Origin of the sequence: Ditibartonella apihabitans, assembly GCF_002007485.1 — a bacterium.
Taxonomy (GTDB): domain Bacteria; phylum Pseudomonadota; class Alphaproteobacteria; order Rhizobiales; family Rhizobiaceae; genus Bartonella; species Bartonella apihabitans.
On the sequence record NZ_CP015820.1, the window covers coordinates 330,273 to 356,372 of the forward strand.

At 47.6% G+C, this 26,100-nt stretch carries 19 protein-coding genes, 1 other RNA gene and 2 pseudogenes; 12 read left to right on the top strand and 10 right to left on the bottom strand.

The window, feature by feature from the left end; translation table 11 throughout:
• Positions 1-62 precede the first annotated feature (62 nt).
• The 8 genes and pseudogenes from metK to truB all read left to right on the top strand — a co-directional run bounded on the left by metK (position 63) and on the right by truB (position 9,442).
• Entirely contained in the window at positions 63-1,328 is a 1,266-nt protein-coding gene (gene metK, locus BBC0178_RS01445; RefSeq protein WP_078040296.1) for a methionine adenosyltransferase, read from the top strand.
• A complete protein-coding gene (gene trmB, locus BBC0178_RS01450) occupies positions 1,328-2,047 on the top strand; it encodes a tRNA (guanine(46)-N(7))-methyltransferase TrmB (protein WP_078038947.1) in 720 nt (239 codons plus the stop codon). Before metK ends, trmB begins: the two co-directional genes overlap by 1 nt.
• A 194-nt stretch (positions 2,048-2,241) precedes the next feature.
• The gene (gene rimP, locus BBC0178_RS01455; protein WP_078038948.1) at positions 2,242-2,934 is read left to right on the top strand and encodes a ribosome maturation factor RimP; all 693 of its coding nucleotides are present in this window, start codon (positions 2,242-2,244) and stop codon (positions 2,932-2,934) included.
• A 42-nt stretch (positions 2,935-2,976) separates the two neighbouring features.
• Complete coding sequence (gene nusA, locus BBC0178_RS01460; RefSeq protein ID WP_078038949.1) at positions 2,977-4,608, top strand: transcription termination factor NusA; 1,632 nt, start codon at positions 2,977-2,979, stop codon at positions 4,606-4,608.
• Between the two features lie 17 nt (positions 4,609-4,625).
• Positions 4,626-5,259: pseudogene (locus BBC0178_RS01465) on the top strand (RNA-binding protein).
• Positions 5,256-7,889: a translation initiation factor IF-2 gene (gene infB / locus BBC0178_RS01470; protein ID WP_078038950.1), complete on the top strand. Its 2,634-nt coding sequence runs from the start codon at positions 5,256-5,258 to the stop codon at positions 7,887-7,889. The pseudogene BBC0178_RS01465 and the gene infB overlap by 4 nt, the downstream one beginning before the upstream one ends.
• Positions 7,890-8,074: 185 nt before the next feature.
• Positions 8,075-8,473: a 30S ribosome-binding factor RbfA gene (gene rbfA / locus BBC0178_RS01475; RefSeq protein WP_077973407.1), complete on the top strand. Its 399-nt coding sequence runs from the start codon at positions 8,075-8,077 to the stop codon at positions 8,471-8,473.
• A gap of 6 nt (positions 8,474-8,479) precedes the next feature.
• A complete protein-coding gene (gene truB / locus BBC0178_RS01480) occupies positions 8,480-9,442 on the top strand; it encodes a tRNA pseudouridine(55) synthase TruB (RefSeq protein WP_078038951.1) in 963 nt (320 codons plus the stop codon).
• Between the two features lie 570 nt (positions 9,443-10,012).
• Here truB and BBC0178_RS01490 read toward each other — a convergent pair.
• On the bottom strand, positions 10,013-11,644 hold the full coding sequence (locus BBC0178_RS01490) for an MFS transporter (RefSeq protein ID WP_078038953.1): 1,632 nt from the start codon (positions 11,642-11,644) through the stop codon (positions 10,013-10,015).
• Between the two features lie 530 nt (positions 11,645-12,174).
• Here BBC0178_RS01490 and rpsO point away from each other — a divergent pair.
• The 3 genes and pseudogenes from rpsO (at position 12,175) to BBC0178_RS01505 (ending at position 16,344) form a co-directional block, all read left to right on the top strand.
• On the top strand, positions 12,175-12,444 hold the full coding sequence (rpsO, locus tag BBC0178_RS01495) for a 30S ribosomal protein S15 (protein ID WP_077970147.1): 270 nt from the start codon (positions 12,175-12,177) through the stop codon (positions 12,442-12,444).
• A gap of 206 nt (positions 12,445-12,650) precedes the next feature.
• Positions 12,651-14,786: pseudogene (gene pnp / locus BBC0178_RS01500) on the top strand (polyribonucleotide nucleotidyltransferase); the annotation flags it as partial.
• Between the two features lie 556 nt (positions 14,787-15,342).
• On the top strand, positions 15,343-16,344 hold the full coding sequence (locus BBC0178_RS01505; protein ID WP_078038955.1) for a class I SAM-dependent methyltransferase: 1,002 nt from the start codon (positions 15,343-15,345) through the stop codon (positions 16,342-16,344).
• 147 nt (positions 16,345-16,491) lie between these two features.
• Here BBC0178_RS01505 and fabI read toward each other — a convergent pair whose 3' ends face one another.
• From fabI to fabA, 3 genes are all read right to left on the bottom strand, one after another.
• Positions 16,492-17,310 (bottom strand): enoyl-ACP reductase FabI, encoded by an 819-nt coding sequence (fabI, locus tag BBC0178_RS01510; protein ID WP_077970157.1) that lies wholly within the window; start codon positions 17,308-17,310, stop codon positions 16,492-16,494.
• Positions 17,311-17,357: 47 nt separating this feature from the next.
• Positions 17,358-18,578 carry a beta-ketoacyl-ACP synthase I gene (fabB, locus tag BBC0178_RS01515; protein ID WP_077970159.1) on the bottom strand — a complete coding sequence of 407 codons (1,221 nt, stop codon included), beginning with the start codon at positions 18,576-18,578 and terminating at the stop codon, positions 17,358-17,360.
• Between the two features lie 61 nt (positions 18,579-18,639).
• Positions 18,640-19,149, bottom strand: coding sequence for a 3-hydroxyacyl-[acyl-carrier-protein] dehydratase FabA (gene fabA / locus BBC0178_RS01520; protein WP_077970160.1), 510 nt, complete (start codon positions 19,147-19,149; stop codon positions 18,640-18,642).
• A gap of 284 nt (positions 19,150-19,433) precedes the next feature.
• Between fabA and irrA the strand changes: the two genes are divergently transcribed.
• Positions 19,434-19,859 carry an iron response transcriptional regulator IrrA gene (gene irrA / locus BBC0178_RS01525; RefSeq protein ID WP_078038956.1) on the top strand — a complete coding sequence of 142 codons (426 nt, stop codon included), beginning with the start codon at positions 19,434-19,436 and terminating at the stop codon, positions 19,857-19,859.
• Positions 19,860-20,194: 335 nt separating this feature from the next.
• Here the strand turns inward: irrA and BBC0178_RS01535 are convergent, their stop codons facing one another.
• The 6 genes from BBC0178_RS01535 to ffs form a co-directional block, all read right to left on the bottom strand.
• Positions 20,195-21,172 (bottom strand): cation diffusion facilitator family transporter, encoded by a 978-nt coding sequence (locus BBC0178_RS01535; RefSeq protein ID WP_077970163.1) that lies wholly within the window; start codon positions 21,170-21,172, stop codon positions 20,195-20,197.
• Complete coding sequence (locus tag BBC0178_RS01540; RefSeq protein WP_078038958.1) at positions 21,173-22,417, bottom strand: lytic murein transglycosylase; 1,245 nt, start codon at positions 22,415-22,417, stop codon at positions 21,173-21,175.
• Positions 22,418-22,420: 3 nt separating this feature from the next.
• Positions 22,421-23,026: a recombination mediator RecR gene (recR, locus tag BBC0178_RS01545; RefSeq protein WP_077970172.1), complete on the bottom strand. Its 606-nt coding sequence runs from the start codon at positions 23,024-23,026 to the stop codon at positions 22,421-22,423.
• Positions 23,027-23,475: 449 nt separating this feature from the next.
• The gene (locus BBC0178_RS01550; protein WP_077970174.1) at positions 23,476-23,799 is read right to left on the bottom strand and encodes a YbaB/EbfC family nucleoid-associated protein; all 324 of its coding nucleotides are present in this window, start codon (positions 23,797-23,799) and stop codon (positions 23,476-23,478) included.
• A gap of 5 nt (positions 23,800-23,804) precedes the next feature.
• Complete coding sequence (locus BBC0178_RS01555) at positions 23,805-25,805, bottom strand: DNA polymerase III subunit gamma/tau (RefSeq protein ID WP_078038959.1); 2,001 nt, start codon at positions 25,803-25,805, stop codon at positions 23,805-23,807.
• 190 nt (positions 25,806-25,995) lie between these two features.
• Positions 25,996-26,093, bottom strand: an RNA gene (gene ffs, locus BBC0178_RS01560) — signal recognition particle sRNA small type.
• Positions 26,094-26,100: the final 7 nt, after the last annotated feature.

The following is a 26,100-nucleotide window of genomic DNA, read 5'->3' on the forward strand; positions in this document are numbered from 1 at the left end:
TCGTTTTTCTTTCCGGAGAGTCCGGCGAGAAAGTAAACGTCGTCTTTCTAGAGGGGTTTCCCGTGTCTCATCAGAATTATCTTTTTACCAGCGAATCGGTATCGGAAGGTCATCCCGACAAAGTTTGTGACCGCATTTCAGATGAAATTGTTGATATGATCTACAAAGAAGCAGCCAAAACGGGTGTGGACCCCTGGTCTGTCCGCGTTGCTTGTGAAACTTTGGCTACGACCAACCGCGTTGTTATCGCCGGTGAGGTTCGTGTGCCCGATACACTTTTGAAAAAAGATAAAAATGGCAAACTTGTTCATGACAAAAAAGGAAATCCGGTTATCAATCCGTCACGTTTCCGTTCGGCTGCCCGTCGCGCCATCCGTGCTATCGGTTATGAACAGGAAGGTTTTCACTGGAAGACAGTGAAGATCGATGTTTTGTTGCATTCCCAATCTGCCGATATTGCTCAAGGCGTGGATAATGCTTCCGATCGCCAAGGTGAGGAAGGTGCGGGAGATCAGGGTATCATGTTCGGTTATGCCTGCCGCGAAACACCGGATTTGATGCCGGCACCAATCTATTATGCCCATAAAATTCTCGAGACTCTTTCGATTGCACGCCATCTTGATGAAGGCGAAGCAAGCAAGCTTGGACCGGATGCTAAAAGTCAGGTTACAGTTCGTTATGAAAACGATAAACCTGTGGAAGTGGTCTCCATTGTTCTTTCAACCCAGCACACTGATCCGACATGGGATTCAAAGAAGGTTCGCTCGGTTGTCGAGCCTTACATCCGCCAAGCATTGAGCGATATAAAAATTGCCGATAATTGTAACTGGTATATCAATCCGACAGGAAAATTCGTTATTGGCGGGCCTGACGGAGATGCCGGCCTTACAGGCCGTAAAATTATTGTCGATACTTATGGCGGCGCTGCTCCTCATGGTGGTGGTGCATTCTCCGGTAAGGATACCACAAAAGTAGATCGTTCGGCTGCTTATGCAGCCCGCTATCTTGCCAAAAATGTTGTTGCCGCAGGACTTGCCGATCGCTGCACAATCCAGCTTTCATATGCAATCGGTGTGGCCCAACCTCTTTCGATCTATGTCAATTTGCATGGCACAGGTAAAGTTGATGAAAGTGCTGTCGAGGCAGCTATTCGACAACTTATGGATTTGTCGCCTTCGGGAATTCGCAAGCATCTCGAACTTAACAAGGCAATTTACGCAAAAACATCGGCTTATGGGCATTTTGGTCGCAAACCCGGACGCGATGGTTCTTTCTCGTGGGAACGGACAAATCTCGTCAAAGCGCTGAAAGACGCAATCAAGGCGTAATGAGTGAACATAAAGAAAGGGCAAGTGAAGCTTTTTTCGGGCGTCGTCGTGGCAAGACATTGCGTGCGGGCCAGACCAGACGCGAAGAAACTTTACTTCCCCTTCTTAAAGTGGATTTGAACAAGCCTGCACCTGAAAGACTTGCCGACTTATTTGCTAGTTCCGGTGCCACAAAAAACAGTTGCGAAAATATACGCATTGAAATCGGTTTTGGGGGTGGAGAACATCTTGTTCATGAAATGGACAGATTTCCACAAACAGGCTTTATCGGCATCGAACCATTCATCAATGGAATGGCCAAAATGCTTGCAGCCTTGGAAGGGCATGAGCAGAGGCTGCAACACATCCGGCTTTATGATGATGATGCGACCAGATTGCTCGACTGGCTACCGGAATCATCAATTGCCGGAATAGATCTTTTTTATCCTGATCCGTGGCCCAAGAAAAAACATTGGAAGCGCCGCTTTGTGAATATGAAAAATTTGAACCGCTTTGCACGGGTTTTAAAACCGGGGGCGAAATTCCGGTTTGCTTCGGATATTGATACTTATGTGAATTGGACATTGTTTTATTGCATGCGCCATGCGGATTTTTATTGGACAGCCAATGGTTCGAAGGACTGGAAAACGCCTTTTGAAGCTTGGTCTGGAACGCGCTATGAAGAAAAAGCATTGCGGGAGGGGCGCACGCCCGCTTATCTCACATTTGTCAGAAAATAGCAGTCACTGTAGCGGATTGTTATCGGACAAGTTTTTCCGGAATTGTTTTGACATGCCGTAATGTTGTACTTGAAAAAAACAATTATCGAGTGTATAGTATAGAAAATTCTTGATCATTTGATGAAGAGTGGGTTTTCCGAGCCCGCTCTTTTTTGTTACCAAAATGATCTGTTTGATATTTGGAATAGATAGGCATGAGCGAGAGCGGACAGGCAGTTGATTTGGATGAACCGCGCCTTTTTGAAGAAAAAGGCGTTGAGGCACGAGTGGTTGCAATTGTTGCACCAGTGCTAAAACCTCTTGGCTACCGGATTGTCAGAGTGCGGTTGTCAGGTCTCAACGGCCTTACTTTGCAAATCATGGCCGAGCGGGGTGATGGTACAATGACCATCAAGGATTGTGAGGAGGTGAGCAGCATTGTCTCACCTATTCTGGATGTGGAAGACATCATCGAACGGAAATATCATCTTGAAATTTCTTCGCCCGGAATTGACCGTCCCTTGGTCAGAAAATCCGATTTTTCACGTTGGCAAGGCCATATCGCAAAAATCGAAACGTCGATAATGATTGATGGGCGAAAGAAATTTCGCGGGACAATTAGCGATGTTAATGACGATGGATTTGTTCTCAATACCGACAAGGCAGCTTATGGCGAAGCTTTGGCTGTGCAACTTCCGTTTACCGATATTGCCGATGCGCATCTGGTTTTGACCGACGATCTGATCCGTGATGCGCTGGCAAAAGACAAGGCATTGCGCCAGCAACTCATTCCCGATGATGACCTTGGGTCCGATAACGATTCTGAAAAAGCGGATAATTCGGGCAAGACACAAAAGAATTTGAAGGGCGGGGACAGTCGAAAAAAGTCCAAGCCGGAAAAGAAATAATTTAATCGATGCCGTGAAGCGGCACTAAAAAGGAGAGAATCAATGGCTATAAGCGCTAATAGGCTTGAACTTCTGCAAATTGCAGATGCCGTAGCCCGCGAAAAGTCGATTGACCGTGAAATCGTTATTTCTGCCATGGCTGACGCCATCCAGAAGGCTGCCCGGTCACGCTATGGTCAGGAAACCAATATCCGCGCAGATATCAATTCCAAAACCGGCGAAATCAAGTTGCAGCGTTTGCTGGAAGTTGTCGACACGGTTGACGATTATGCAACACAGATTTCTCTGGAAGATGCAAAAAAACGCAAACCCGATGCAGAGATTGGCGATTTCTTGTCGGATCCGCTACCGCCAATGGAATTCGGGCGCATTGCTGCCCAGTCGGCCAAGCAGGTCATCGTCCAGAAAGTGCGCGAGGCCGAGCGCGATCACCAATATGAAGAATATAAAGACAAGGTTGGTGAAATTGTTTCCGGCACAGTCAAACGTGTAGAATATGGCAATGTCATTGTCGATCTTGGACATGGCGAAGCAATTGTCCGTCGAGACGAACTCATTCCGCGCGAGTCGTTCCGCTATGGCGATCGTATTCGCGCCTATGTCTATGATGTCCGGCGCGAACAACGTGGGCCGCAAATTTTTCTTTCGCGTACCCATCCGCAATTTATGGCCAAACTTTTCACCATGGAAGTTCCGGAAATTTATGACGGTATTATTGAAATCAAGTCGGTTGCCCGCGATCCCGGTTCACGTGCTAAGATTGCTGTCGTCTCGCGCGATGGCTCGATTGATCCGGTTGGCGCCTGCGTTGGTATGCGTGGTAGCCGCGTTCAGGCTGTTGTCAACGAGCTGCAGGGTGAGAAGATCGATATTATTCCCTGGTCTCCTGATGCGGCAACATTTATCGTCAACGCATTGCAGCCGGCCGAAGTCGCCAAAGTGGTTCTTGATGAAGATGCAGAGCGTATCGAAGTTGTTGTGCCTGATGACCAGCTTAGCCTTGCAATCGGACGGCGTGGTCAAAATGTCCGTCTTGCTTCGCAACTCACTGGCTGGGATATTGATATCCTCACTGAACAGGAAGAATCCGAAAATCGGCAGAAAGAGTTTGCTAAACGCAGCAAATTGTTCATGGAAGCTCTGGATGTTGACGAGATGGTTGCACAAGTTCTTGCTTCCGAAGGTTTTGCTTCAATCGAAGAAATTGCCTATGTCGATCCGGACGAAATCAGCTCAATTGAAGGCTTTGATGAAGAAACCGCTTCCGAAATCCAGCAGCGTGCAAAGGATTATATCGACAAGCAGGAAGCCGAACTCGACAAGAAACGTAAAAAACTCGGTGTTTCCGATGAATTGCGTGAATTGCCGGGAATGACAACCGCGATGATGGTTGCCGTCGGTGAGGATGGTGTCAAGACAATTGAAGACTTCGCCGGTTATGCGGTTGATGATCTTGCCGGTTGGCGCGAACGCAAGGATGGCGAAACACAGAATTTTGCCGGCGTTTTTACGCCGTTCGACATAAGCCGTGCCGATGCCGAGGCTATGGTTGTTGCTGCCCGCCTGAAAGCTGGCTGGATAACTGAAGAAGATCTTCATAACCAAGATCAGGAACAGACAGAAGAACAGGCAGATGCTGATAAAACTGCTGAAACAGAAACGCCGGCTGAATAGGAAAGACGGGCTGATTGATGAATGACCGTACATGTATCCTGACAAGAAAAAGTGGTGATGCCAACGAGCTTATCCGCTTTGTTGCCGGACCGGACGGTCATCTTGTGCCCGATATAAAAGCCAATTTGCCGGGGCGGGGAGCATGGATTTCCGCCTCCCGATCTGTTCTTGAAGACGCAATCAGGCGCAAGGCTTTTACACATAGCCTGAAGACTGATATTATCGTAGATCAGGGGCTTGTCGAACTTGTAGACAGACTGCTGGTCAAGGCGGCACTCGGTCGTCTTGCTTTGGCTCGAAAGGCCGGTGCAGTTGTAACCGGTGCGACAAAGGTCGAACAGGCAATACGTTCGGGTGAAGCATGTCTTGTTTTACACTCGAAAGAAGCGGCTTTTGATGGTAAACGCAAGATCGAACAGGCAATCTACTCGGTCAGACGACCGGATAAGCCAGACATTCCGGTTGTAACTTTATTCAACAGTGATGAAATGGGTGTGGCTTTTGGTGATAATCCTGTGGTACATGCTGCATTATTGAATTCGAAGCTTGCACAGGGATTCATGAAAACGGTGCAAAAACTTGTCGCCTACCGCGATGGTAAGCACTAGGCCGGAAAAGAAGACGGTAGAAGCCGTGAAGGAAACGGAATGACGGAAAACAATAACGACAAGAAAACAGCCAAGAAAACGCTGACCTTAAAACGCCCCGGGGTTGAAACCAGCACAGTCAAGCAAAATTTCAGCCATGGTCGCACAAAGGCGGTCGTTGTCGAAACGAAACGGCGAAAAATCACCCGTCCGGACGAAAAGGTGGAAGTCAAGCACGTTGTGACCAAGCCACGCGTTGCCCAGACAACAAAACCGCGTACTGAAACACCGCCGAAAGTTTCTGTTCACCACCCCCATAGCAACCTTTCATCGGCTGAAATGGAAGCACGTATGCGGGCTCTTGAGGAAGCACGGCTTCACGCTGAAGAAGAACATCAACGCGAAGAAGAAGAACATAAACGCGCTGCAGAAGAAGCGAAGCGTCGTCAGGTGGAAGAAGCCAAACGCGCCAAAGAGCGCGAAGAGCTTTTACGCAAACAGGCTGAAGAAGACGCCAAAGCCCGTGCTGCCCACGAGGTTGAAAAGTCTGGAGGACACAAGCCTGAAGTTAAAAAGCACGAAGTTCATAAGGTCAAAGAAGGTTACCGTCCAAAGACCGATAAACAGGCAGCCAATCGCCCGATTGAAATTGATATTGCTCCCGTTACCAAACAACGCGCAGCCTCTCCTGTCACAAAACGCAATATTGTTGATGATGACGAGGATGATCGTCGTTCGCGCCGTGGCGGTGGTAATAAATCCGAAGTACGTGCTCCCAAAGCAGTAAAAGGCGGTGATGAACGTCGCCGCAGCAAACTGACATTGAATAGTGCACTTGACGAGGAAGGCAATTCGCGCGGCCGGTCAATGGCTGCCATGCGTCGGCGTCAGGAAAAATTCAAACGCTCGCAAATTCAGGAACCGCGTGAAAAGATTTCTCGCGAGGTGACAATTCCTGAAACCATTACTATTCAGGAACTTGCCCAACGTATGACCGAACGGTCTGTCGACGTCATCAAATATCTGATGAAACAGGGTCAGATGTTGAAGCCCGGTGATGTCATTGATGCCGATATGGCGCAATTGATTGCCGAAGAATTCGGCCATACGGTAAAACGCGTTGCAGAATCGGATGTTGAAGAAGGTCTCTTCAATGTTCCGGATGATCCGGCAAAACTGAAACCGCGTCCACCGGTCGTCACAATTATGGGCCACGTTGACCACGGCAAGACATCGCTTCTTGATGCCATACGCCATGCCAATGTTGTTGCCGGTGAAGCGGGTGGTATCACCCAGCATATCGGTGCTTATCAGGTGGAACAAAAGGGACAGAAGATAACCTTTATCGATACACCGGGACATGCGGCCTTTACAGCCATGCGTGCCCGTGGTGCGCAGGTAACCGATATTGCGGTTCTGGTGGTTGCAGCCGACGATAGTGTCATGCCGCAAACGATTGAATCCATTCACCATGCAAAAGCTGCCGGTGTGCCGATTATTGTTGCCATCAACAAGATTGATAAACCGGCTGCCGACCCGCAAAAGGTTAGAACCGAACTCTTGCAACATGAAGTATTTGTCGAAAGCATGGGTGGTGATACGCTGGAAGTCGAGGTTTCGGCAAAAACCGGCAAGAATATCGACAAGCTTCTTGAAGCAATTCTGCTGCAGGCGGAAATTCTCGACTTGAAAGCCGATCCTGATCGTACCGCCGAAGGTGTTGTTATCGAAGCGCAGCTTGATCGCGGTCGCGGTGCTGTTGCAACGGTACTTATCCAGAAGGGTACATTGCATCCTTCCGATATTATCGTTGCCGGTAACGAATGGGGTCGAGTTCGGGCCCTTATCAATGATCGTGGCGCCCATATCAAAGCTGCAACCCCGTCAATGCCGGTTGAAGTTCTCGGTATGCAAGGCACTCCGCAGGCCGGTGACCGTTTTGCAGTCGTGGCCAATGAAGCACAGGCTCGCGAGATTGCCGAATATCGTCAACGTCTTGCCCGTGAGAAGGCGGTTGCGCGGCAGGCAGGCTCGCGTGGTTCTCTTGAACAGATGATGAACCGGATGCAGACAAGCGGCATGAAAGAATTTCCGCTGGTCATCAAAGGGGATGTTCAGGGCTCTGTCGAAGCCATTACCTCAGCGCTTGAAAAACTCGGCAATGACGAAGTACGCGCCCATATTGTCCATGCCGCTCCCGGTGGTATTACGGAAAGCGATGTATCATTGGCTGCAGCATCCAATGCCGCCATTATCGGCTTCAATGTTCGTGCCAATAGTCAGGCACGTGATGCAGCCGAAGCCCAAGGCATAGAAATTCGTTACTACAATATCATTTATGATCTTGTTGACGATGTGAAGGCAGCAATGTCGGGCATGTTGACGCCGGAACGCCGCGAAACTTTCCTTGGCAATGCCGAGATTATCGAAGTCTTCCACATTTCCAAGGTCGGAAAGGTGGCAGGTTGCCGTGTTACAGAAGGCAAGATGGAGCGCGGCGAGGGTGTACGCCTTATCCGTGATCATGTTGTTGTCCATGAAGGCAAGCTCAAGACTTTGAAACGCTTCAAAGACGAGGTTGCCGAAGTTCCTGCCGGTCAGGAATGCGGTATGGCCTTCGAGAATTATGATGATATTCGCGTTGGAGATATTATCGAAGCGTTCCGCGTTGAAACCATTAAACGCTCGCTCTAATTCAATACATGTTTGGCCATATTATTGAATGATATGGCCAAACGAAAAATCCCGTCTGATGAACGAAAGTCGCGCCGGTTTTCAAGCGGTGGTTGACCGCTTTATTCTGTTGCGAATTGATCGTTTTGAAAGATTTCGGGATATTGATCGACAAATATGTGCCTGAAAAATCAAAGGTAATGGTTATGAAACATGCTGGTCCATCCCAAAGGCAATTGCGTGTCGGTGAACAAGTTCGCCATGCTCTTGCTTCCATATTCCAGCGGGGAGTTATTCTGGATCCGGTGCTTGATGGTGTGGTGCTCAGTGCAACCGAGGTGAGAATGTCGCCGGATTTACGCGTTGCAACCTGTTTTGTTGCGCCACTTGCCGATGCAGATCCGGAAGAGGTGGTAAAAGCGCTCAATCATCATGCAAGATTTATTCGTGGCGAGTTGGGGCCCGAGTTGCGGCAATTGAGATATATGCCGGAATTCCGTTTCAAGGTGGATACGAGTTTTGACAATTTTGCAAAAATCGATGCCTTGTTGCACTCGCCGGAAGTGGCCCGCGATCTTCATCACGATGACGAGGAAAAGGAATAGAATTTTATGGCGCGTCAGCGAAAGAAAAAGGGCCGTCCGGTTTCGGGCTGGGTTATTCTTGATAAGCCGGAGGGTATGGGGTCGACCGAGGCTGTTTCAAAAATCAAATGGCTGTTTCAGGCGGAGAAAGCCGGTCACGCGGGAACCCTTGACCCGCTTGCTTCGGGCATGTTGCCAATTGCCTTGGGAGAAGCCACAAAAACTGTTCCCTATGTTGTCGATGGTACAAAAGTTTACCGCTTTACCGTTGCGTGGGGGGAAGAACACAATACCGATGATATGGAAGGCGTCGTGACAAAAACGTCTACCAAACGCCCGGGTAAAGACGAAATAATATCGATTTTACCTCATTATATTGGCACAATTCTTCAAACCCCGCCGCAATTTTCGGCAATCAAGATTGATGGCAATCGTGCTTATGATCTGGCACGGGAAGGTGAAAAAATCGAAATTCCGCCACGTGAAGTTGAAATCGATAGCCTCGAGTTGATTGATATGACACCGGAAGGCCATGCGATTTTCGAGGTGGAGTGTGGTAAAGGGACTTATGTCCGTGCTCTTGCCCGCGATATGGGAAGAGAACTTGGATGCTATGGCTATATTGCCAATTTGCGTCGTATCGAAGTTTCGCCTTTTGTCGAAGATGATTTTGTGAGCCTTGAAGATTTGGAAGACGCCGCGCCGGAAAGAGGCGAGGCCGACGAGAATGGCATTTATCCGTCATGCGATTTTTCCGCACTTGACGAACTTCTGATCGAAACCGGTGCGGCGCTCGAATTTCTGCCGCAATATCCGTTAAGCGACGAGCAGGCTTATCGTGTGCGAATGGGAAACCCGGTTTTAATGCGTGGACGAGGTGCCCCCGTTGACGAAGATGAGGTTTGTGCGACGTATAAGGGTAAATTATTGGCAATCGGCATGATCGAAAAAGGCCAGTTCAAGCCCAAGCGCGTTTTCACAACCGGCTGATTTGAGCACTAAAAGGCCTGAAGATTGCTGTTTGCCTTTCTCCCATTCAATGAGGTTTTATCGATAAGCCGGATTTTTTAAGCGAAGTGAACCGATTTTGTCGCAGGCGGTGAACAGCGATTATCCAGCTTGTTGCAAGTCGCACACTCAAGTTTGTTGTAGCTTCAGTTAGTTCGGCACCCGCTTTCTATTTCACAATCGATATTGTGCTCATATATCGGCTTGCCAAACGCGATTTTACCTTCAAACAATTTCTATTTTGAAAGAATTAATAAGCTGCTCTGAAAGTGGAGCAGCAAACGACCTGAACCGGAATTATCAAGCGAGTCAAAAATTTAGCACCGATAGTCAAAACATTATTTTGAAAAAAATCCGGCCCGTTGACAGTTTGCCCCGTCTTTATCGGAGTATTGTTTTAAATGACGGATGGGATTGGCAAATATGTCTTCACAGTCCGACATTCCGGCGTCGGCTTTTTATGAAGCCGGATATGGAGGGTAGAATAGGTTATATGTCGCTTGAACCGTTTATTGGAAAGCGCGGTGGCCTATTCTCTCACCCTATATCAGCCTAGTGCAGATGGTGGGCGGAATGCTTGACTTGTATCTGGTCAGCTTCCGGCACTGTGTGACGTTCAATCATCCTGTGCACTCGCAAGCCTTCGGGAATTTGGCTAAGCTGGCGTAATTTTTCTGTCACGTCGGCATCGGCTTTGGTGCGGCGGCGATTGTGCCGCAAATAATCCACCCATGTCGGCATATGATAGGTTTCAACCCAGCGATTAGGATGCTCGAGATCGCGCAACAGTGTCCATTGTCTGGCACCGTCACGCAACCGGATACGCCTCCTCAACGACATTGTTTTGAGAAATTCTGCTAGATCTTCGTCTTTAATCTCGTAGTCGATCAGAACCATAATCGGGCCGCTTCTTGCCTGAAGATCAAGATGCAATTCCGGTTCGCGAAATTGGTCAAGTGGGTCCAGATTGATGCTCGGTATTTCAAAGATGGTAAATTTCAGTCCCATCAATGCACCCACAATAAGGAATGCAGCGCATATATAAAGCGCTATGACAGGTGAATAACTGTCAGCCAAACTTCCCCATAACCAGCTTCCGACGGCCATACCGCCAAAAGATGATGTCTGATAGAGAGCCAAAGCGCGTGAAACAACCCAGCGTGGCGTTGATAATTGCACCGAAACATTGAAGAGCGAAAGCGCCAGAACCCAGCACATACCGGCCGGAAAAAGCACTATATGAGCAATGATTGACGAGTCACTCAAAGCGAGTAGAAGGCAAGACAAGGCATAACCGACAAATGAACCGGCAACGATAGCTTCCGAGGAAAAGCGCCGTCTGACCCAGGAATTGATAATGCCGGCAGCAATTGCTCCTACTCCGAAAGAACCGAGCAATGTCCCGTAAATGAGCGCTCCGCCATCAAGTTTTTCGTGGGCAATAATGGGAAGAAGAGCCAGAACCGATATGGCACCAAGGCCGAACATGAACGCCCGCGTCATGATGTTTAGAAGATGCGGCGACATCAAAACATAGCGTAATCCGTCAGACATTGCTGCAACGAGTCTTTCGCGCGGCAAACCGTTATTTGCGTAATCAGGTTTCCAGAAAAACAGGGCGCCAAGAAGCGGAATATAGCTGAAGGCATTGACGACAAAAGCGGCCGCTCCGCCAAAGGCGGCAACAATTGCACCGCCGGTTGCAGGCCCGACGCTGCGCATCAAATTGAAGCCCACACTATTTAAAGTCACTGCTGCGGAAATATCTTCGCGTGGCACGATGTCACCAACGGTCGCTTGCCAAGGGGGATTATAAAGCGCGGAGCCACAGCCGATCAGAAACGTAAAGGCTAACAAAAGCCACGGCGTCAAGAGACCGAAACAGGTGAGAACCGCAAGGAGAACCGAAACCGCCATCATCAACAATTGCGCGGTAATCATGATCTGTCGACGGTTGAAATTATCGGCAAGGGCACCGGCGAGAAGCGAAAATATCACAACTGGTAAGGTGTTGGCACCCTGAACAAGTCCCACCATTGAATGGGAGGTGCTGATTAATGTCATAATCCAGCCTGCACCGACTGTCTGGATAAGCCCGCCAAGATTGGACACAAGTGTCGCCGCCCACAGGCTTCGAAAAGCATGGCTTTTGAATGGCGCAAGTGTCGAGCTTTTTTGTTGCATCGGGTTCCGGAACAAAGCTAATGTTCGTTTCAATCTAGGCGACGGCAGTAAAAGCCGCAAGCCTGATATGGGGGGTTGCGCGACTGCACTGTGAAAATCCACACATCTATTTCAGATAATATATCTGTTTTTGATAATATTCGTTGATGGGCACGGTTAAAAAGAAAAGTAGCAACCCGAGAACGTAAATGTTTGATTTTCATCAACATATTTGAATTATATTTTGTATATCCGTCATTACGGATAGCAATTTTTAAAAGAATTAGAAAGAAATATCGTTTCATAAATAGTTTCATTACCTATTCTTGTGTTTTTAATGTTTATTGACAAAAACCTGCTGATAAAGAAAAGTTCAAGAAAAATAGTCGAAAACTTTATCAAGCGAATAGCAGGGCTGGTAATTAACGCATAATTCCTATATATGAAGCGGACGTGCAGGTGTTTTTGCATTTGCCGTTTCATCGACCCTAGCTGGACGACATCCCGGCCGGGGCGTCTTTTATGTCCCATTTTTTTGAAAGGATGAACCGATGTCGATTACTGCTGAACGTAAACAGGCTTTGATCAAAGAATATGCAACCAAGGAAGGCGATACAGGTTCGCCGGAAGTGCAGGTTGCTATTTTGTCAGAACGTATTGCCAATTTGACCGAGCATTTCAAAACCCACAAAAAGGATAACCATTCCCGCCGTGGTCTTTTGAAACTTGTTTCCCAACGTCGTCGTCTTCTCGATTACCTGAACGGTGTCGATGAAAAACGTTATCAGACGTTGATTTCCAAGCTCGGCTTGCGTCGCTAAACAATCAAGGCGGGAAGTCATGTGACTTCCCGCTTTTCAATTTCTACAACTTAAAAAAGTCGCAGAAATCGAGGAACCGTCATGGGGCAGGATTGCCAGCCGCATCAAAAAACATCGGATGCGCCTCGTTGTCTTGCCCATGACATGACTAAAGAACTAGGCCGTTGAAAGGAATTTGTCTTCTCACGGTTAATCAAGGACAAGAAATGTTTTTTAACACTCACAAAGTAGAGATTGACTGGGCAGGTCGCCCGCTAACTCTTGAAACAGGAAAAATTGCCCGTCAGGCTGATGGTGCAGTTATGGCAACCTATGGCGAAACAATCGTTCTCGCCACTGTGGTTTCCGAAAAGGAACCCAAGCCCGGGCAGGATTTTTTCCCGCTCACTGTCAACTATCAGGAAAAGACTTATGCAGCCGGTAAAATACCGGGAGGCTATTTCAAGCGCGAAGGTCGTCCGAGCGAAGGTGAAACATTGATTTCACGTTTGATCGACCGTCCGATCCGCCCGCTTTTTGCAGAAGGCTACAAAAACGAAACACAGGTCATCATCACCGTTTTGCAACATGACCTTGAAAACAACCCCGATATTTTGTCGATGGTTGCAGCTTCTGCTGCTTTGACCCTTTCAGGTGTTCCGTTCATGGGGCCGATTGGTGGCGCACGTGTTGGCTATATTAACGGCAAATATGTGTTGAACCCGAACATTGATGAAATGCCGGAATCAAAGCTTGATCTCGTCGTTGCTGGCACATCCGACGCGGTTTTGATGGTTGAATCGGAAGCACAGGAACTTAGCGAAGATGTGATGCTCGGCGCTGTCATTTTCGGTCATAACGGCTTCAAACCGGTTATTGATGCAATTATCAAACTAGCTGAAGTTGCCGCCAAGGAGCCGCGCGAATTTGCTCCGGAAGATTTGAGTGCTTTGGAAAAGAAGATGCTCAAATTTGCCGAAAAGGATTTGCGCAAGGCCTATCAGCTTACTGATAAACAGGAGCGTTATGCTGCTGTTGATGCAGTTAAAGCCAAGGTTGACGCAAAATTCATGCCGGAAGGCGAAGAAGAACCGGAATATAATGCGGAAGAAATCGCAACTGTCTTCAAACATTTGCAGGCAAAAATCGTTCGCTGGAATATTCTTGATAACGGCAGCCGTATTGATGGCCGCGATTTGAAAACAGTCCGCCCGATTTATACAGAAGTCGGCATTTTGCCGCGCACGCACGGTTCGGCATTGTTTACTCGTGGCGAAACACAGGCCGTCGTTGTTGCAACGTTGGGAACCGGTGAAGACGAACAATATATCGATTCGCTCACCGGAATGTACAAGGAAACCTTCCTTCTCCATTATAACTTCCCGCCATTTTCGGTTGGTGAAACCGGCCGTATCGGTTCTCCGGGACGCCGTGAAATCGGCCATGGAAAGCTCGCATGGCGCGCAATTCACCCGATGCTTCCCTCTCAGGAAAGTTTCCCTTACACAATCCGTGCCGTTTCGGAAATTACCGAGTCTAACGGTTCGTCATCCATGGCAACTGTTTGCGGTACGTCCCTGGCATTGATGGATGCCGGTGTTCCGCTGCAACATCCTGTTGCCGGTATTGCTATGGGCCTCATCAAGGAAGGTGACCGTTATGCGATCCTTTCCGATATTCTCGGTGATGAAGACCATCTTGGCGATATGGATTTCAAGGTTGCCGGTACAGAAAACGGTGTCACTGCCTTGCAGATGGATATCAAGATCAACGGCATTACCGAAGACATTATGAAGGTGGCGCTCGGACAGGCCAAAGAAGGCCGTATCCATATTCTCGGTGAAATGGCAAAAGCTTTGACCGGAGCACGTGCCGAATTGGGTGAATATGCTCCGCGTATCGAGATGATGAATATTCCGGTCGACAAGATCCGCGATGTTATCGGTTCCGGCGGCAAGGTTATTCGCGAGATTACCGAGCAAACCGGTGCCAAGATCAATATCGAAGATGACGGCACAATCAAAATTGCATCTTCCGATGCCAAAACAATTGAAGCTGCCAAACGCTGGATCCATTCGATCGTCGACGAGCCGGAAGTTGGACAGATCTATCAGGGTACTGTTGTGAAAACAGCCGATTTTGGCGCCTTCGTCAATTTCTTTGGTCCCCGTGATGGTCTGGTTCACATTTCCCAATTGGCTCCCGAACGCGTCAACAAGACGACAGATGTTGTCAAGGAAGGCCAGAAAGTTTGGGTCAAGCTCATGGGATTTGATGAACGTGGAAAAGTCCGCCTGTCGATGAAAGTTGTCGATCAGGAAACAGGGCAGGAAATTCCGCGCGAAGAAGCTCCAAAGTCTGAAGATGCTGACCATGCCGAAAAACATGGAAAGCATGAAAAGGGCGAAAAGCACCACGAAGACAATGCTGAAAAGGGCGAGAAGGATGAAAAATCCGATAAGCCGGAAAAGAAACATCGTCGTAAGAAGAATGCTGATAAAGACAAAGAATAGTCTTTGAAACAATGTTTTATGGAAAAAGCCGCTCATGACGAGCGGCTTTTTTTTGGCAATAGAAAACGAATGAAATCAAGGTAAAACTGGGGAAATCAAGGGAATTAGAATGAGACCTCTTTTCTTTTTATGACCGGTTTGAAATGAAAGCAATCGGCCTGAAAGTTCGGTTATTTTTTTCCAAACGGTTCATTCAAAAGTGATCATTTCTTAAAACAAGTTTTTTGATAACCAACATCTTCAAAGAATTTGTGGCAGAAAATAAATGTCTATTGCCGCAAATCGTGGGGCCGAATATTGTTCCGGTTTCGTTTTCAATTTTAAAATTGCGCCTTCTTAAGCATAACGATAAAGGAACAACAATGCGGGCTTGTTAAAAAGCCTCCTTTAAAAAAGCGAGTTCAAAATGTCGGTTTTTTTGCCCTTTTACCAGAATGCTCTCGACCATCCACATCCGGAAAGTTTGTGGTGCGCATTCGGTTTGACAGAAAAACCGGAAAAAGATTGGGTCAAATCACTCGAAATCATTCAACCTTGGCGGGCGGATTTTTTAACGCTTCAACAGGCGGGCTTTCAATGCTTGCCTGAATTGCTCGATAAAGCAAAGAAGTTTTCCGGTGGTCTTCTGGAGCTTAACAAGCATAAAAAACTCAACCAGAACCGGTTTCTCGCCCTTTTGCGTGTGGTGAAAGCCGGTGGCACAATTATTGTCAGTGGCGATAAATTGTCCGGCGCCCAATCCTTCATGAAATGGGTTAACGCCATTGTTCCGGTAACACAAAAGCTTTCAAAAGCGCATGGCATTGTTTTCTGGTTGACTGTACCGGAGGATCTTCCGGAAAAAGAGCTGGAAACGCTTCAACAGCTTCCGCAGAGTTTTGAAAATGCCTTCACAACACAGGCAGGCATGTTTTCAAACGGGCGCATTGACCAAGGTTCGCAAATGTTGGTCAAACATATGGAGAGAGTAGTGTTTGGCAAAACGGCCGATTTTGGTGCCGGCTGGGGCTATCTTTCCTATGAAGCGATAAAACAGGCAAAAAAGCTTGCCGAGCTCGATCTTTATGAGGCCGATTATAATTCACTGGAAGCTGCGAAAACACATATAGGCAGCCTTCACACGTCCCTTAAGGTCGATTATTTATGGCAGGATATTACAAGCGAGCCGATAGATCGGATTTATGATACAATCCTGTCGAACCCTCCATTTCATGACGGGCGCGCGGCAGATGTCTCATTGGGGCAAAAATTCATAAGTGTTGCAGCGCAAAGGTTAAAACCCGGTGGTTGCTTTCTCATGGTAGCAAACCGGCAATTGCCTTATGAAACGACTTTGCAAAAATGTTTCCGAAAAGTACTGCTTCTTGAAGAACAGAACGGCTTCAAAGTGATTGAAGCGCGCAAATGACGTTTATGAAAAGGGTTTAAAGAGGCGGGTGAAAAGACTTCGTAAACGTGTTTGATTATTTGTCAGAATTATCCCGACCGCTGATTTTGGTGACGATAAGGAAAAAGCAAATACAACCAATCGCCCCGAAATAAAACGCGGCGAAAATTATTCGCCGCGTGATTCGTCACTGTCTTTGAGCTCTTCCAGTATCGGCATGGACATAATATTATAGCCGCAATCGACATAATGAATGTCACCGGTCACACCGGAAGCCAAATCGGATAACAGATAAAGTGCCGATTTGCCGATTTCATTAATATCAACTGTGCGACGCAAAGGTGCATTGCGCTTCTGGTAAGAGAAAATCGCACGTGCCGCTCCAATACCATTACCGGCAAGTGTGCGAACAGGCCCCGCTGAAATTGCATTGACACGGATATTTTGCGGTCCGAAGTCAGCCGCCAAATAGCGCACCATGGCTTCAAGTGCGGCTTTCGCAACGCCCATAACATTGTAATTCGGAACAACATGCTGTGAGGCACCATAGGTCAATGTCAGCAATGCGCCACCGTTAGGCATCAGTCTTCCTGCGCGCTGGGCAATTTCGGTAAAGGAAAATGCCGAAATAACCATTGTGCGGCTGAAATTTTCCCGTGTTGTCACATCGACATAGCGTCCTTTAAGCTGCGATTTGTCCGAGAAACCGATCGCATGAACCACAAAGTCGAGTGTGCCCCATTCTTTTTCCAGTCGATTGAAAACAGCATCGACCGAATCGATATTTTCAACATCGCATTCAAGCAAAAGCTTGGATCCAAGTTTTTCTGCCAAGGGGTGGACACGCTTTCCAAATGCATCTCCTTGATAGGTAAAAGCCAGTTCAGCCCCCGCTTTTGCGAGCTGACATGCTATTCCCCAGGCGATTGAATGGTCGTTCGCGACGCCCATTATGAGGCCGCGCTTGCCCTTCATCAAACCTTCCATCATATTCTCCGTAAGCCTGTGGCACTCTCGTAGCGAAAGTGTCCGGTTTATTCGTAACGCTGGAAAACCAGCGTTGCATTGGTTCCGCCAAAGCCGAAAGTATTTGACAGGACTGTGTTCAGTTTTTGGTTATCAAGACGTTTGCGTACAATCGGCATATCCGCAAACGCCGGATCAAGCTCATCAATATGAGCACTTTCACAGATGAAATTATTTTTCATCATAAGAAGGGAATAAATTGCTTCCTGCACACCGGCAGCTCCAAGTGAATGGCCGGTCAGCGATTTTGTTGCCGAAATCGGCGGGCACGAATCACCCGAGCCGAAAATCTTGCGGATCGCTTCTATTTCCGGTGGATCGCCAACAGGTGTGGATGTGGCATGGGGATTAATGTAGTCAATTTTATTTTTGACAGTCGATAAAGCCATGCGCATGCAGCGCTCGGCCCCTTCACCAGAGGGAGCGACCATATCGTAACCATCGGATGTTGCACCATAACCGACAATCTCGGCATATATTTTTGCACCACGTGCTTTGGCAACTTCCAGCTCTTCAAGCACCAGAACGCCGGCGCCTCCGGCAATGACAAAACCGTCACGGCCGGCATCATAGGCACGTGAAGCACTTTCAGGCGTTGCATTGCGTTTACTCGACATTGCCCCCATCGCATCAAAGAGCACCGACAATGTCCAATCAAGATCTTCGCAACCACCGGCAAAAACACGATCCTGCTTGCCAAACTGGATAAGTTCATAGGCATTGCCAATGCAGTGGTTGGATGTCGCGCAGGCGGATGAAATAGAATAGTTCACGCCTTTTATCTTGAAAAAAGTGGCCAATGTTGCCGATGCAGTCGAACTCATCGCTTTTGGCACAGCAAAAGGACCAACGCGTTTGGGGCCTTTTTGGCGGGCAATGTCGGCCGAGTCTACGATTGTCCGCGTTGAAGGTCCGCCGGAGCCCATAATAATACCGGTTTTCGGATTGGAAACTTCGTCGGATGAAAGCCCTGCATCGGCAATTGCCTGATCCATAGCAATATGGTTCCAAGCAGTTCCCCGCCCGTGAAAACGCATGGCACGCCGGTCAACCAGTGCCTCAATGTCAATCTGCGGCATGCCGTAGACCTGGCTGCGGAAGCCCAGATCTGCATATTCTTGCGAAAAACTGATACCGGATTTCGCTTCGCGCAAACTATTGAGGACAGCTTCAGGGTTATTCCCGATTGATGAGACAATTCCCATACCGGTTACAACTACTCGACGCATCAGTATCTCCTTGGGTTCATATAGAACTGGCCTCTATCGCCCTTCCTATTTGAAAGAATACTCACTCTTCCTTGAATAAGGCTACACGCAAATCGGCTGCCTTATAAATTATTTCACCATCAGCTTTGACAAAGCCATCGGCAATACCGAGAACGAGCCGACCACGCATGACACGCTTGAAATCAATTCCATATTCGACAAGTTTTGTCTTCGGGGTAACCATTCCGGAAAATTTCACTTCTCCTGTTGATATCGCACGTCCCTTGCCGGGTTCGCCCAGCCAACCGAGGAAAAAACCGGTGAGTTGCCATAAAGCATCAAGCCCCAAACAGCCAGGCATGACCGGATCACCAATAAAATGGCAGGCAAAAAACCATAAATCCGGAGTGATATCGAATTCGGCACGAATCAGACCTTTGTCGTGTTCACCGCCATTTTCACTGATTTCGGTAATACGGTTGAACATCAACATTGGCGGAGCCGGCAATTGTGCATTGCCTTTTCCGAACATTTCACCGCGTGCGCAGCTTAAAAGCTCTTCATACGTGTAGCTAGACTTTTGTTCAGCCATTGTTACTCCATCCGTCAGCACTTTATAACTCTTAGCGCTTTTTTACGACATACTCTTAGAGCATATTCAACAATGTTGAAACCGCTTTTCGACAGTTTTTGATGACAAATCGTGATCTCGGTCAATTTTATTTGCGATATTGATGTTAATAAGCCGGTAGAAGTGGGGAAAAACGCGGTTTTAAAGGTGATGACAATATTCAAGTATACTTGATTGCAAATGCTTTTCAGTATATATAATTTAGCCGGAATTGGTGGGAAACATCAAACAACGCGGAAAAAATAGTGATTTATCATTCGCCGGTAGAATTGGAAAAACGCTTACGCGAAAAAGGATTGCGGCCAACACGGCAACGCATGGCTTTGGCTGATCTATTATTCTCCAAAGGAAACCGTCATATTGCCGCTGAAGAATTGCATGAGGAAGCGGTGAAGGCTTCGATTCCGGTTTCTCTGGCAACAGTCTACAATACGCTTCATCAATTTACCGAGGCAGGGCTTTTGCGGATTATCGCCGTTGAAGGTTCGAAAACCTGGTTCGACACCAATACATCCGATCACCATCACTTCTTTCTGGAAGGCGAGAACGAGATTGTGGATATTCCTTCGGGCCCCGAAGGAGAACCGATTGTCGGCAATTTGCCCGAACCACCGGAAGGCATGGAGATTTCCCATGTCGATCTTATCGTAAGATTGCGCCAGAAAGATTAAGCCGGATAGACGGTCAAAGACTATCGTTTCGAATTATATTTACTGCAGAAATTCTGGTAACATGAACCGGAACTTTCGAACTGCTAAAAGCATATTCTGGCAGCACGCGCAGGCATAAAGCAGTGCGGGTTTTGTTAAGTGCCGGTTTTGTTAAAGGCGGACGGCAGCGGTTTTCACTGTTCTTTTGAATGCTCATATCCTGTTCGACAAAATAGCCGAGCATGTCGGAGAGATGAGGATTATTATATTATTGAGTTCATAGTAATTTTTTAAAATTTTATTTTGTTGAATTAAAACCGGAAAGACCGGCTTTATAGAGGCGGTGCGACTATTTTCTACTCTTCATCGCTATCATTATTGTCTTCGTGGTTTGCTTCAATTTTTTTCCGTCTTCTCGCCCAGATACCGGCTGTTTGCGGCTTTACGAAAAAACCCACCACTTCCGGTCTTGCAATCGCCAAATTCCTTTCAATACGAAGTACGCATTCTTCTATCTTTGGTGCGGTCAGTTTGTCTTCGAATTCGAGACTGACATTGACGACCACCTGATTGGGACCCATTTGCTGGGTGATAATTCCATTGACTTTTTGCACGTCGGGGTCGGCAGATACAATGTTGAAAATTGCTTTTTGCACCTCGGGAAGGGCAGCCTCGCCAAGCAGCAATCCTTTACATTCGCGTGCAAGAAAAATTGCAGTGACAGCAAGGATGACGGAAATTCCAAGTGAAGCGATACCATCAAAAATAAAATTGCCGGTAAGAATTGAAGCGGTAATGCCGCTTAAAGCAATCGCGATACCTAAAAGTGCCGCACTATCTTCGAAAAGAATGGAAAAAACAGTCGGGTCCTTGGAACGGTGAACAGCAGCAAGATAGCCAAGTTTACCTTTTGTGCGGCGGAAATGTCGCAAAGCCAAAAGCCAGGACGTTCCTTCAAAAAACACCGATAGACCCAAGACAATATAGTTGACGGTTACATTATGGATTTCCGCAGGGTTGAGAACGTGTAAAACACCTTCAAAAAAGGATACGCCGGCACCCAATGCAAAGACCAGCAAGGCAACAATAAAACTCCAGAAATAAAGCTCCCGTCCGTGGCCGAAAGGATGCACACGATCAGGTGGAATGGATGCACGCTTGAGACCGTGCAATAATAATAATTCATTGCCGGTGTCGACAATCGAATGCACACCTTCTGACAACATCGCCGACGAACCGGTGAAAGAAGCGGCAACAAATTTAGTAAGCGCAATGAGAAGATTGCCTGCGAGTGCCGCATAGATGACTGTTTTGGAACCGGAATGTGATGCCATTTAGCGAATATCCGCAATTAAAGAACGACTTGGAAAACAGGTCGGCTTCTGTCCGTGTTTTTGCTGCCATAAGCCAATTGAACGGCGAGTTTTGAAGCCTGCAAAACCATCAGCTTTGCCGATATCATATCCTTGCGATTGCAATTTTGTTTGCAAGTTTAAAACGTCCGATTGATAAAGCTCGTCAATTTTTTGCCATGGCTCGATAAAGCCACGTTTTCCCTCAATTCCGTCAGAGACTGTAGCGATAAAAAGCGCATAAAGGTCGCTCATATTATAGGATTTCAAGACATAGAAATTGTCGGTTACAAGAAAGGCTGGTCCCAGACGTCCCTCCGGCATCAGGAGATAGAGCGGACGACTTTTATCAAGCGCGGAGACGTTTTTATCGGACTGAGGTAATATGCCGAGCTTTTGCCATTCGCTTAACATTTTCCCCTGATCGGGCCCTTCCAGAAAACAGCCGACAGTTTCGGGAACTTTAACTTCATAGCCCCAACCGGCATTCGCCCTGTAACCGTTAAGGTTCAGATAGTTTGCAATAGATGCGAGAGTATCGGGTGTTGATGTCCAGATATTACGATGGCCATCACCATCAAAATCGACAGCGTATTTCAAATAGGATGTTGGCATGAATTGCGGTTGGCCTAACGCACCCGCCCATGAACTTTTCATGGAAGCCGCATCCATGTAATGGTCCTGTACAATCGTCAAGGCAGCGATAAGCTCGGTTTTGAACATGTCTTTTCGTGTGCTCATAAACGCTTTGGTTGCGAGAACTTCAAAAGCATTATAGGGAATTTTAACATTACCATAATTGGTTTCCCGTCCCCATATGGCAAGTGCAATCGAGGCCGGAACGCCATATTGTTTTTCTAATTTTTTTAAAGCTCCACGATTTTCTGACAATTGTGTTTTGCCGTCACTAACAAGGCGAGCAAGTGTTTTTGCCGAAAAATAATTGGCCGGTGCGCTGAATTCCGCCTGATGTTGGCGCCTTTGCGTTTTCGGTTTTTCTCCCGGAATCACAAGGTCGGGTAATGCGAGATTGGGCACAACTGTGGAAAGGGCTTCAGAAAATGTTCCGGCCGAAATTCCGGATTTGAGAGCCTCTTTATAAAAATCCTTGTTAAGCCAATTTGTAAATTGCCCGTTGATCGCGTCGCGATCAACGGCGGAGGCATTTGCCACCAAAGCGGCAAAGAGAAGGATAAATGCTGTAAAAAAACGGAGCGTTTTCAACATTCTTCAAAGACTCGTCCTTGCTCGTAACGCCGCAGCCAAAGTACCATCATCAAGATAATCAAGTTCACCGCCAACAGGAACTCCATGTGCCAAACGCGTAATTTTCACCGGATAGGGGTGAAGTTGGTCAGTGAGATAATGGGCTGTTGTCTGGCCTTCAATCGTTGCATTGACCGCAAGTATCACTTCCTTGACATTGCCTTCGGCCACACGGTTCACAAGACCTGCAATGTTAAGATCATCCGGCCCAATGCCATCAAGAGGCGACAGGTGCCCGCCCAGAACATGATATTTGACCTGCATGGTGCCCGCCCGTTCCAGCGCCCAAAGATCGGAGACATCTTCGACAACAATGATTGTGGATTGATCGCGCCTCGGGTCGGTGCACACAGAGCACGGGTCGGATGTATCCACATTACCGCAGACAGAACAGATACGTATCTTTTCGGCAGCATCCTGCATGGCAAGGCCTAGCGGCTTCAATAAAGCTTCTTTTTTCTTGATCAGGAAAAGTGCAGCCCGTCTTGCCGAACGTGGCCCGAGACCGGGAACACGTGCAAGAAGTTGGATGAGCTTTTCTATTTCTGGACCCGCGAGATGTTTTGACATGGATGAACTCTTTTAAAAATATATATGCAAACTTCCGGAAAATACCAGTTGTTGAGTGAAACCGGTAAATCGGGCTCTTTTCTGATAGGAAGAGCGGGACGGAATGGCGTAAAACAAGGAACGTTTAATCAAAATGATTGCTTCAAGCAATTCTTCTTCACGCCATTTCTTGCTTACGTTTCGACAGCATGATTATCCAGTTTAATTCTCCCTTTTGTGAAAAAAGCAAAAGCATTCTTATGCAAGATGCACTTATTCACAGATCAAGCTGCAAGACATGAAGTACAGGGTTGTAACGGAAGAATTGAAGTCTGATAGCTATTTGACAGGCCGTTTACCGGTTGTGGTTAGCTCACCGAAAACAAAAGCCGTTGTTCTTTTAATAAAACAAAGCTTTTGTGATGGCTTCTATTTGCCCTCATCTTTCGGCGAGAATCGACGCAAATATATCAGAACGGCAGTTTGAAACCGGGAGGGATTGGTAGGCCGGCAGTAATTTCTTTGGTTTTTTCAGCCATTGTATTTTCAATTTTTGCTTTGGCTTCATTATGGGCAGCCATAATCAGGTCTTCGAGAATTTCAACTTCATCAGCTTTTACCAGTGAAGGATCAATCTTGATTGCAGAAATCGTTCCCTGACCGGTCAAAGTCACGCTGACCAGACCACCGCCGGATGTTCCCGTTTCCTGAATATTTGCCATTTCATCCTGCATGGCCTGCATTTTTGCCTGCATTTCTTTGGCTTTTTTCATCATACCCATCATGTCACGCATGGGATTTACTCTCCTTGGTCATTTTCGTCGTCTTCACCAGTCATATCGTCATTATTGGTCAAATCAAGACCATCGTCGGATTTGTTGACACGCACATCGACAATTTTTGAACCGGGGAAATATCTCAAAATCTTGGCAATATCGGGGTCGGCTTCGGCATCAGATAGAAGTGCCTGATGGGCTTTCTCGTCCTCTTCACGCAAAGTTAATCCGCCGCCCTCGTTGACGACCGTTACTGTCCAGCGTTCGCCTGTCCACTCTCGGAGCATTTTTGCTATGTCATGAGCAAAAAAGCGAGGCATACCTTCAGCAGGTTCAAACTCGATACGGCCTTGGCGGAACGAAACCGGGCGCACAAATTCCTTGACCAGCAGTTTGAACTGCATGTCATTATGTTTGTCGGCAAGATCGACAACATCCTGCAAGGAATGAAGAATAACCTTGTTTACTTCCGGTTCGCTGTTCTTTTCGGCTGTTTCGTTATTTTTTGCGGTGTCTTGTAAAGCCTGTTCGTCCGGCTCCAACGCGGCTGAAGACGTGCTCACCAATTGCATGGTTGGCACTTTTTGCGGGGAAGAGCTTTGCAAATTCTTCTGTTCTGCAACGGCGTTATTGCGAGAGCTATTATCACTCTCTGCACGGGCAGTTTCATGAGTTTCTGTCGAAAAAGCATTGCCACTGCCGGTCGAATTATCCGCCAATGCATGTTTTGGTGCGGATTTTTCTGCCATGATATTTTTTCCGGAATTGGCACTGCTTTTTTCGGAATTGCCGCTCACACTATGCGAATCATCTGTGCCTTGTGCCCCATCGGAACTTGGTGGAAGTTTGATGGCAGGCTTTCCCTCGCCAAGGGCTTTCAGCGCCTCGTCAAGCGTTGGCAAATCGGCAGCATGTGTGAGGCGGATCAGAAGCATTTCGGCAGCATCGATAGGACTTGCAGCCGAATCAACCTCTTGTGTGCCTTTAAGAAGCATCTGCCAGGTGCTCGAGAGAACGCGCACCGACAGTTTTTTGGAAAAATCAAGCCCGCGTTCCCGCTCTTCCTCGACAAGCGAAATATCATCAGCAATTTCGGGCGTAAAACGCAGTCTGGTCACCAGATGATTGAAATCGGCAAGCTCGTTCAAAATGACAAGCGGATCGGCTCCGCCGTCATATTGATCGCGAAATTCCTTCAAAGCGCCGGCAACATCGCCTTTCATAATCATTTCAAAAAGGTCGATAATGCGGGTGCGGTCGGCAAGCCCCAACATGGTACGCACAGAAGCGGCATCGACTTTGCCGCCACCATGGGCAATCGCCTGATCAAGAATTGAAAGCGCATCGCGAACAGAACCTTCTCCGGCACGAGCTATCATGGCAAGAGCATTGTCTTCGGCCTCGATTTTTTCAAGATCGGAGATTTTTCTCAAATGTGCCGCCAGAACATTCGAATCAACCCGCCGCAAATTATAGCGTTGGCAACGCGACAAGACAGTCACCGGAACTTTGCGGATTTCTGTTGTGGCGAAAATGAATTTTACATGCGGCGGTGGTTCTTCCAGCGTTTTTAACAGACCATTGAAGGCCTGTGTCGAAAGCATATGGACTTCGTCGATAATATAGACTTTGAAACGGGCGGCAACCGGACGATAGCGAACCTGTTCGATGATTTCTCTTATATCGTCAATACCGGTATGGGATGCCGCATCCATTTCGATCACGTCGACGTGCCGGCCTTCCATAATAGCTTTACAATGTTCACCGAGCTTGTCCATATGGATTGTCGGTTTATCGATTGTGTCGGTCTTGTAATTGAGGGCACGCGCAAGAATGCGGGCTGTCGTGGTTTTTCCAACGCCACGAACGCCTGTCAACATCCATGCTTGCGGTATACGTCCACTATCGAATGCGTTTGTAAGTGTGCGCACCATCGGCTCCTGACCGATAAGGTCGGAAAAATTTTGCGGCCGATATTTTCGGGCGAGAACGCGATAACCTGTCTCTGCCTCAGTGCTTTCCATGTGTTCTTCCAGTTTCCGAAATGTGATTTTCCTGAATGTGAACTTTGACGACGTCTGCGTCAACCAATTGTGTTGAATATAGGATTTCAGGTGGGGATTTTCGACAGTTCAGGCAATTTTTCACAATACCATTGCCCGAATTTTCCAATAAACAAGACGTGACCTGAATAAGATGTGATTGGTATAATGAGTGGGAGGCTGGCACTGTGACCCGTGCCGAAGCTCGTTAGGGCTGCTTCCTTCCGGACCTGACCCGGTTGGCGAGTGGCTCGTCCACCACCAACCTCCCGGCGTT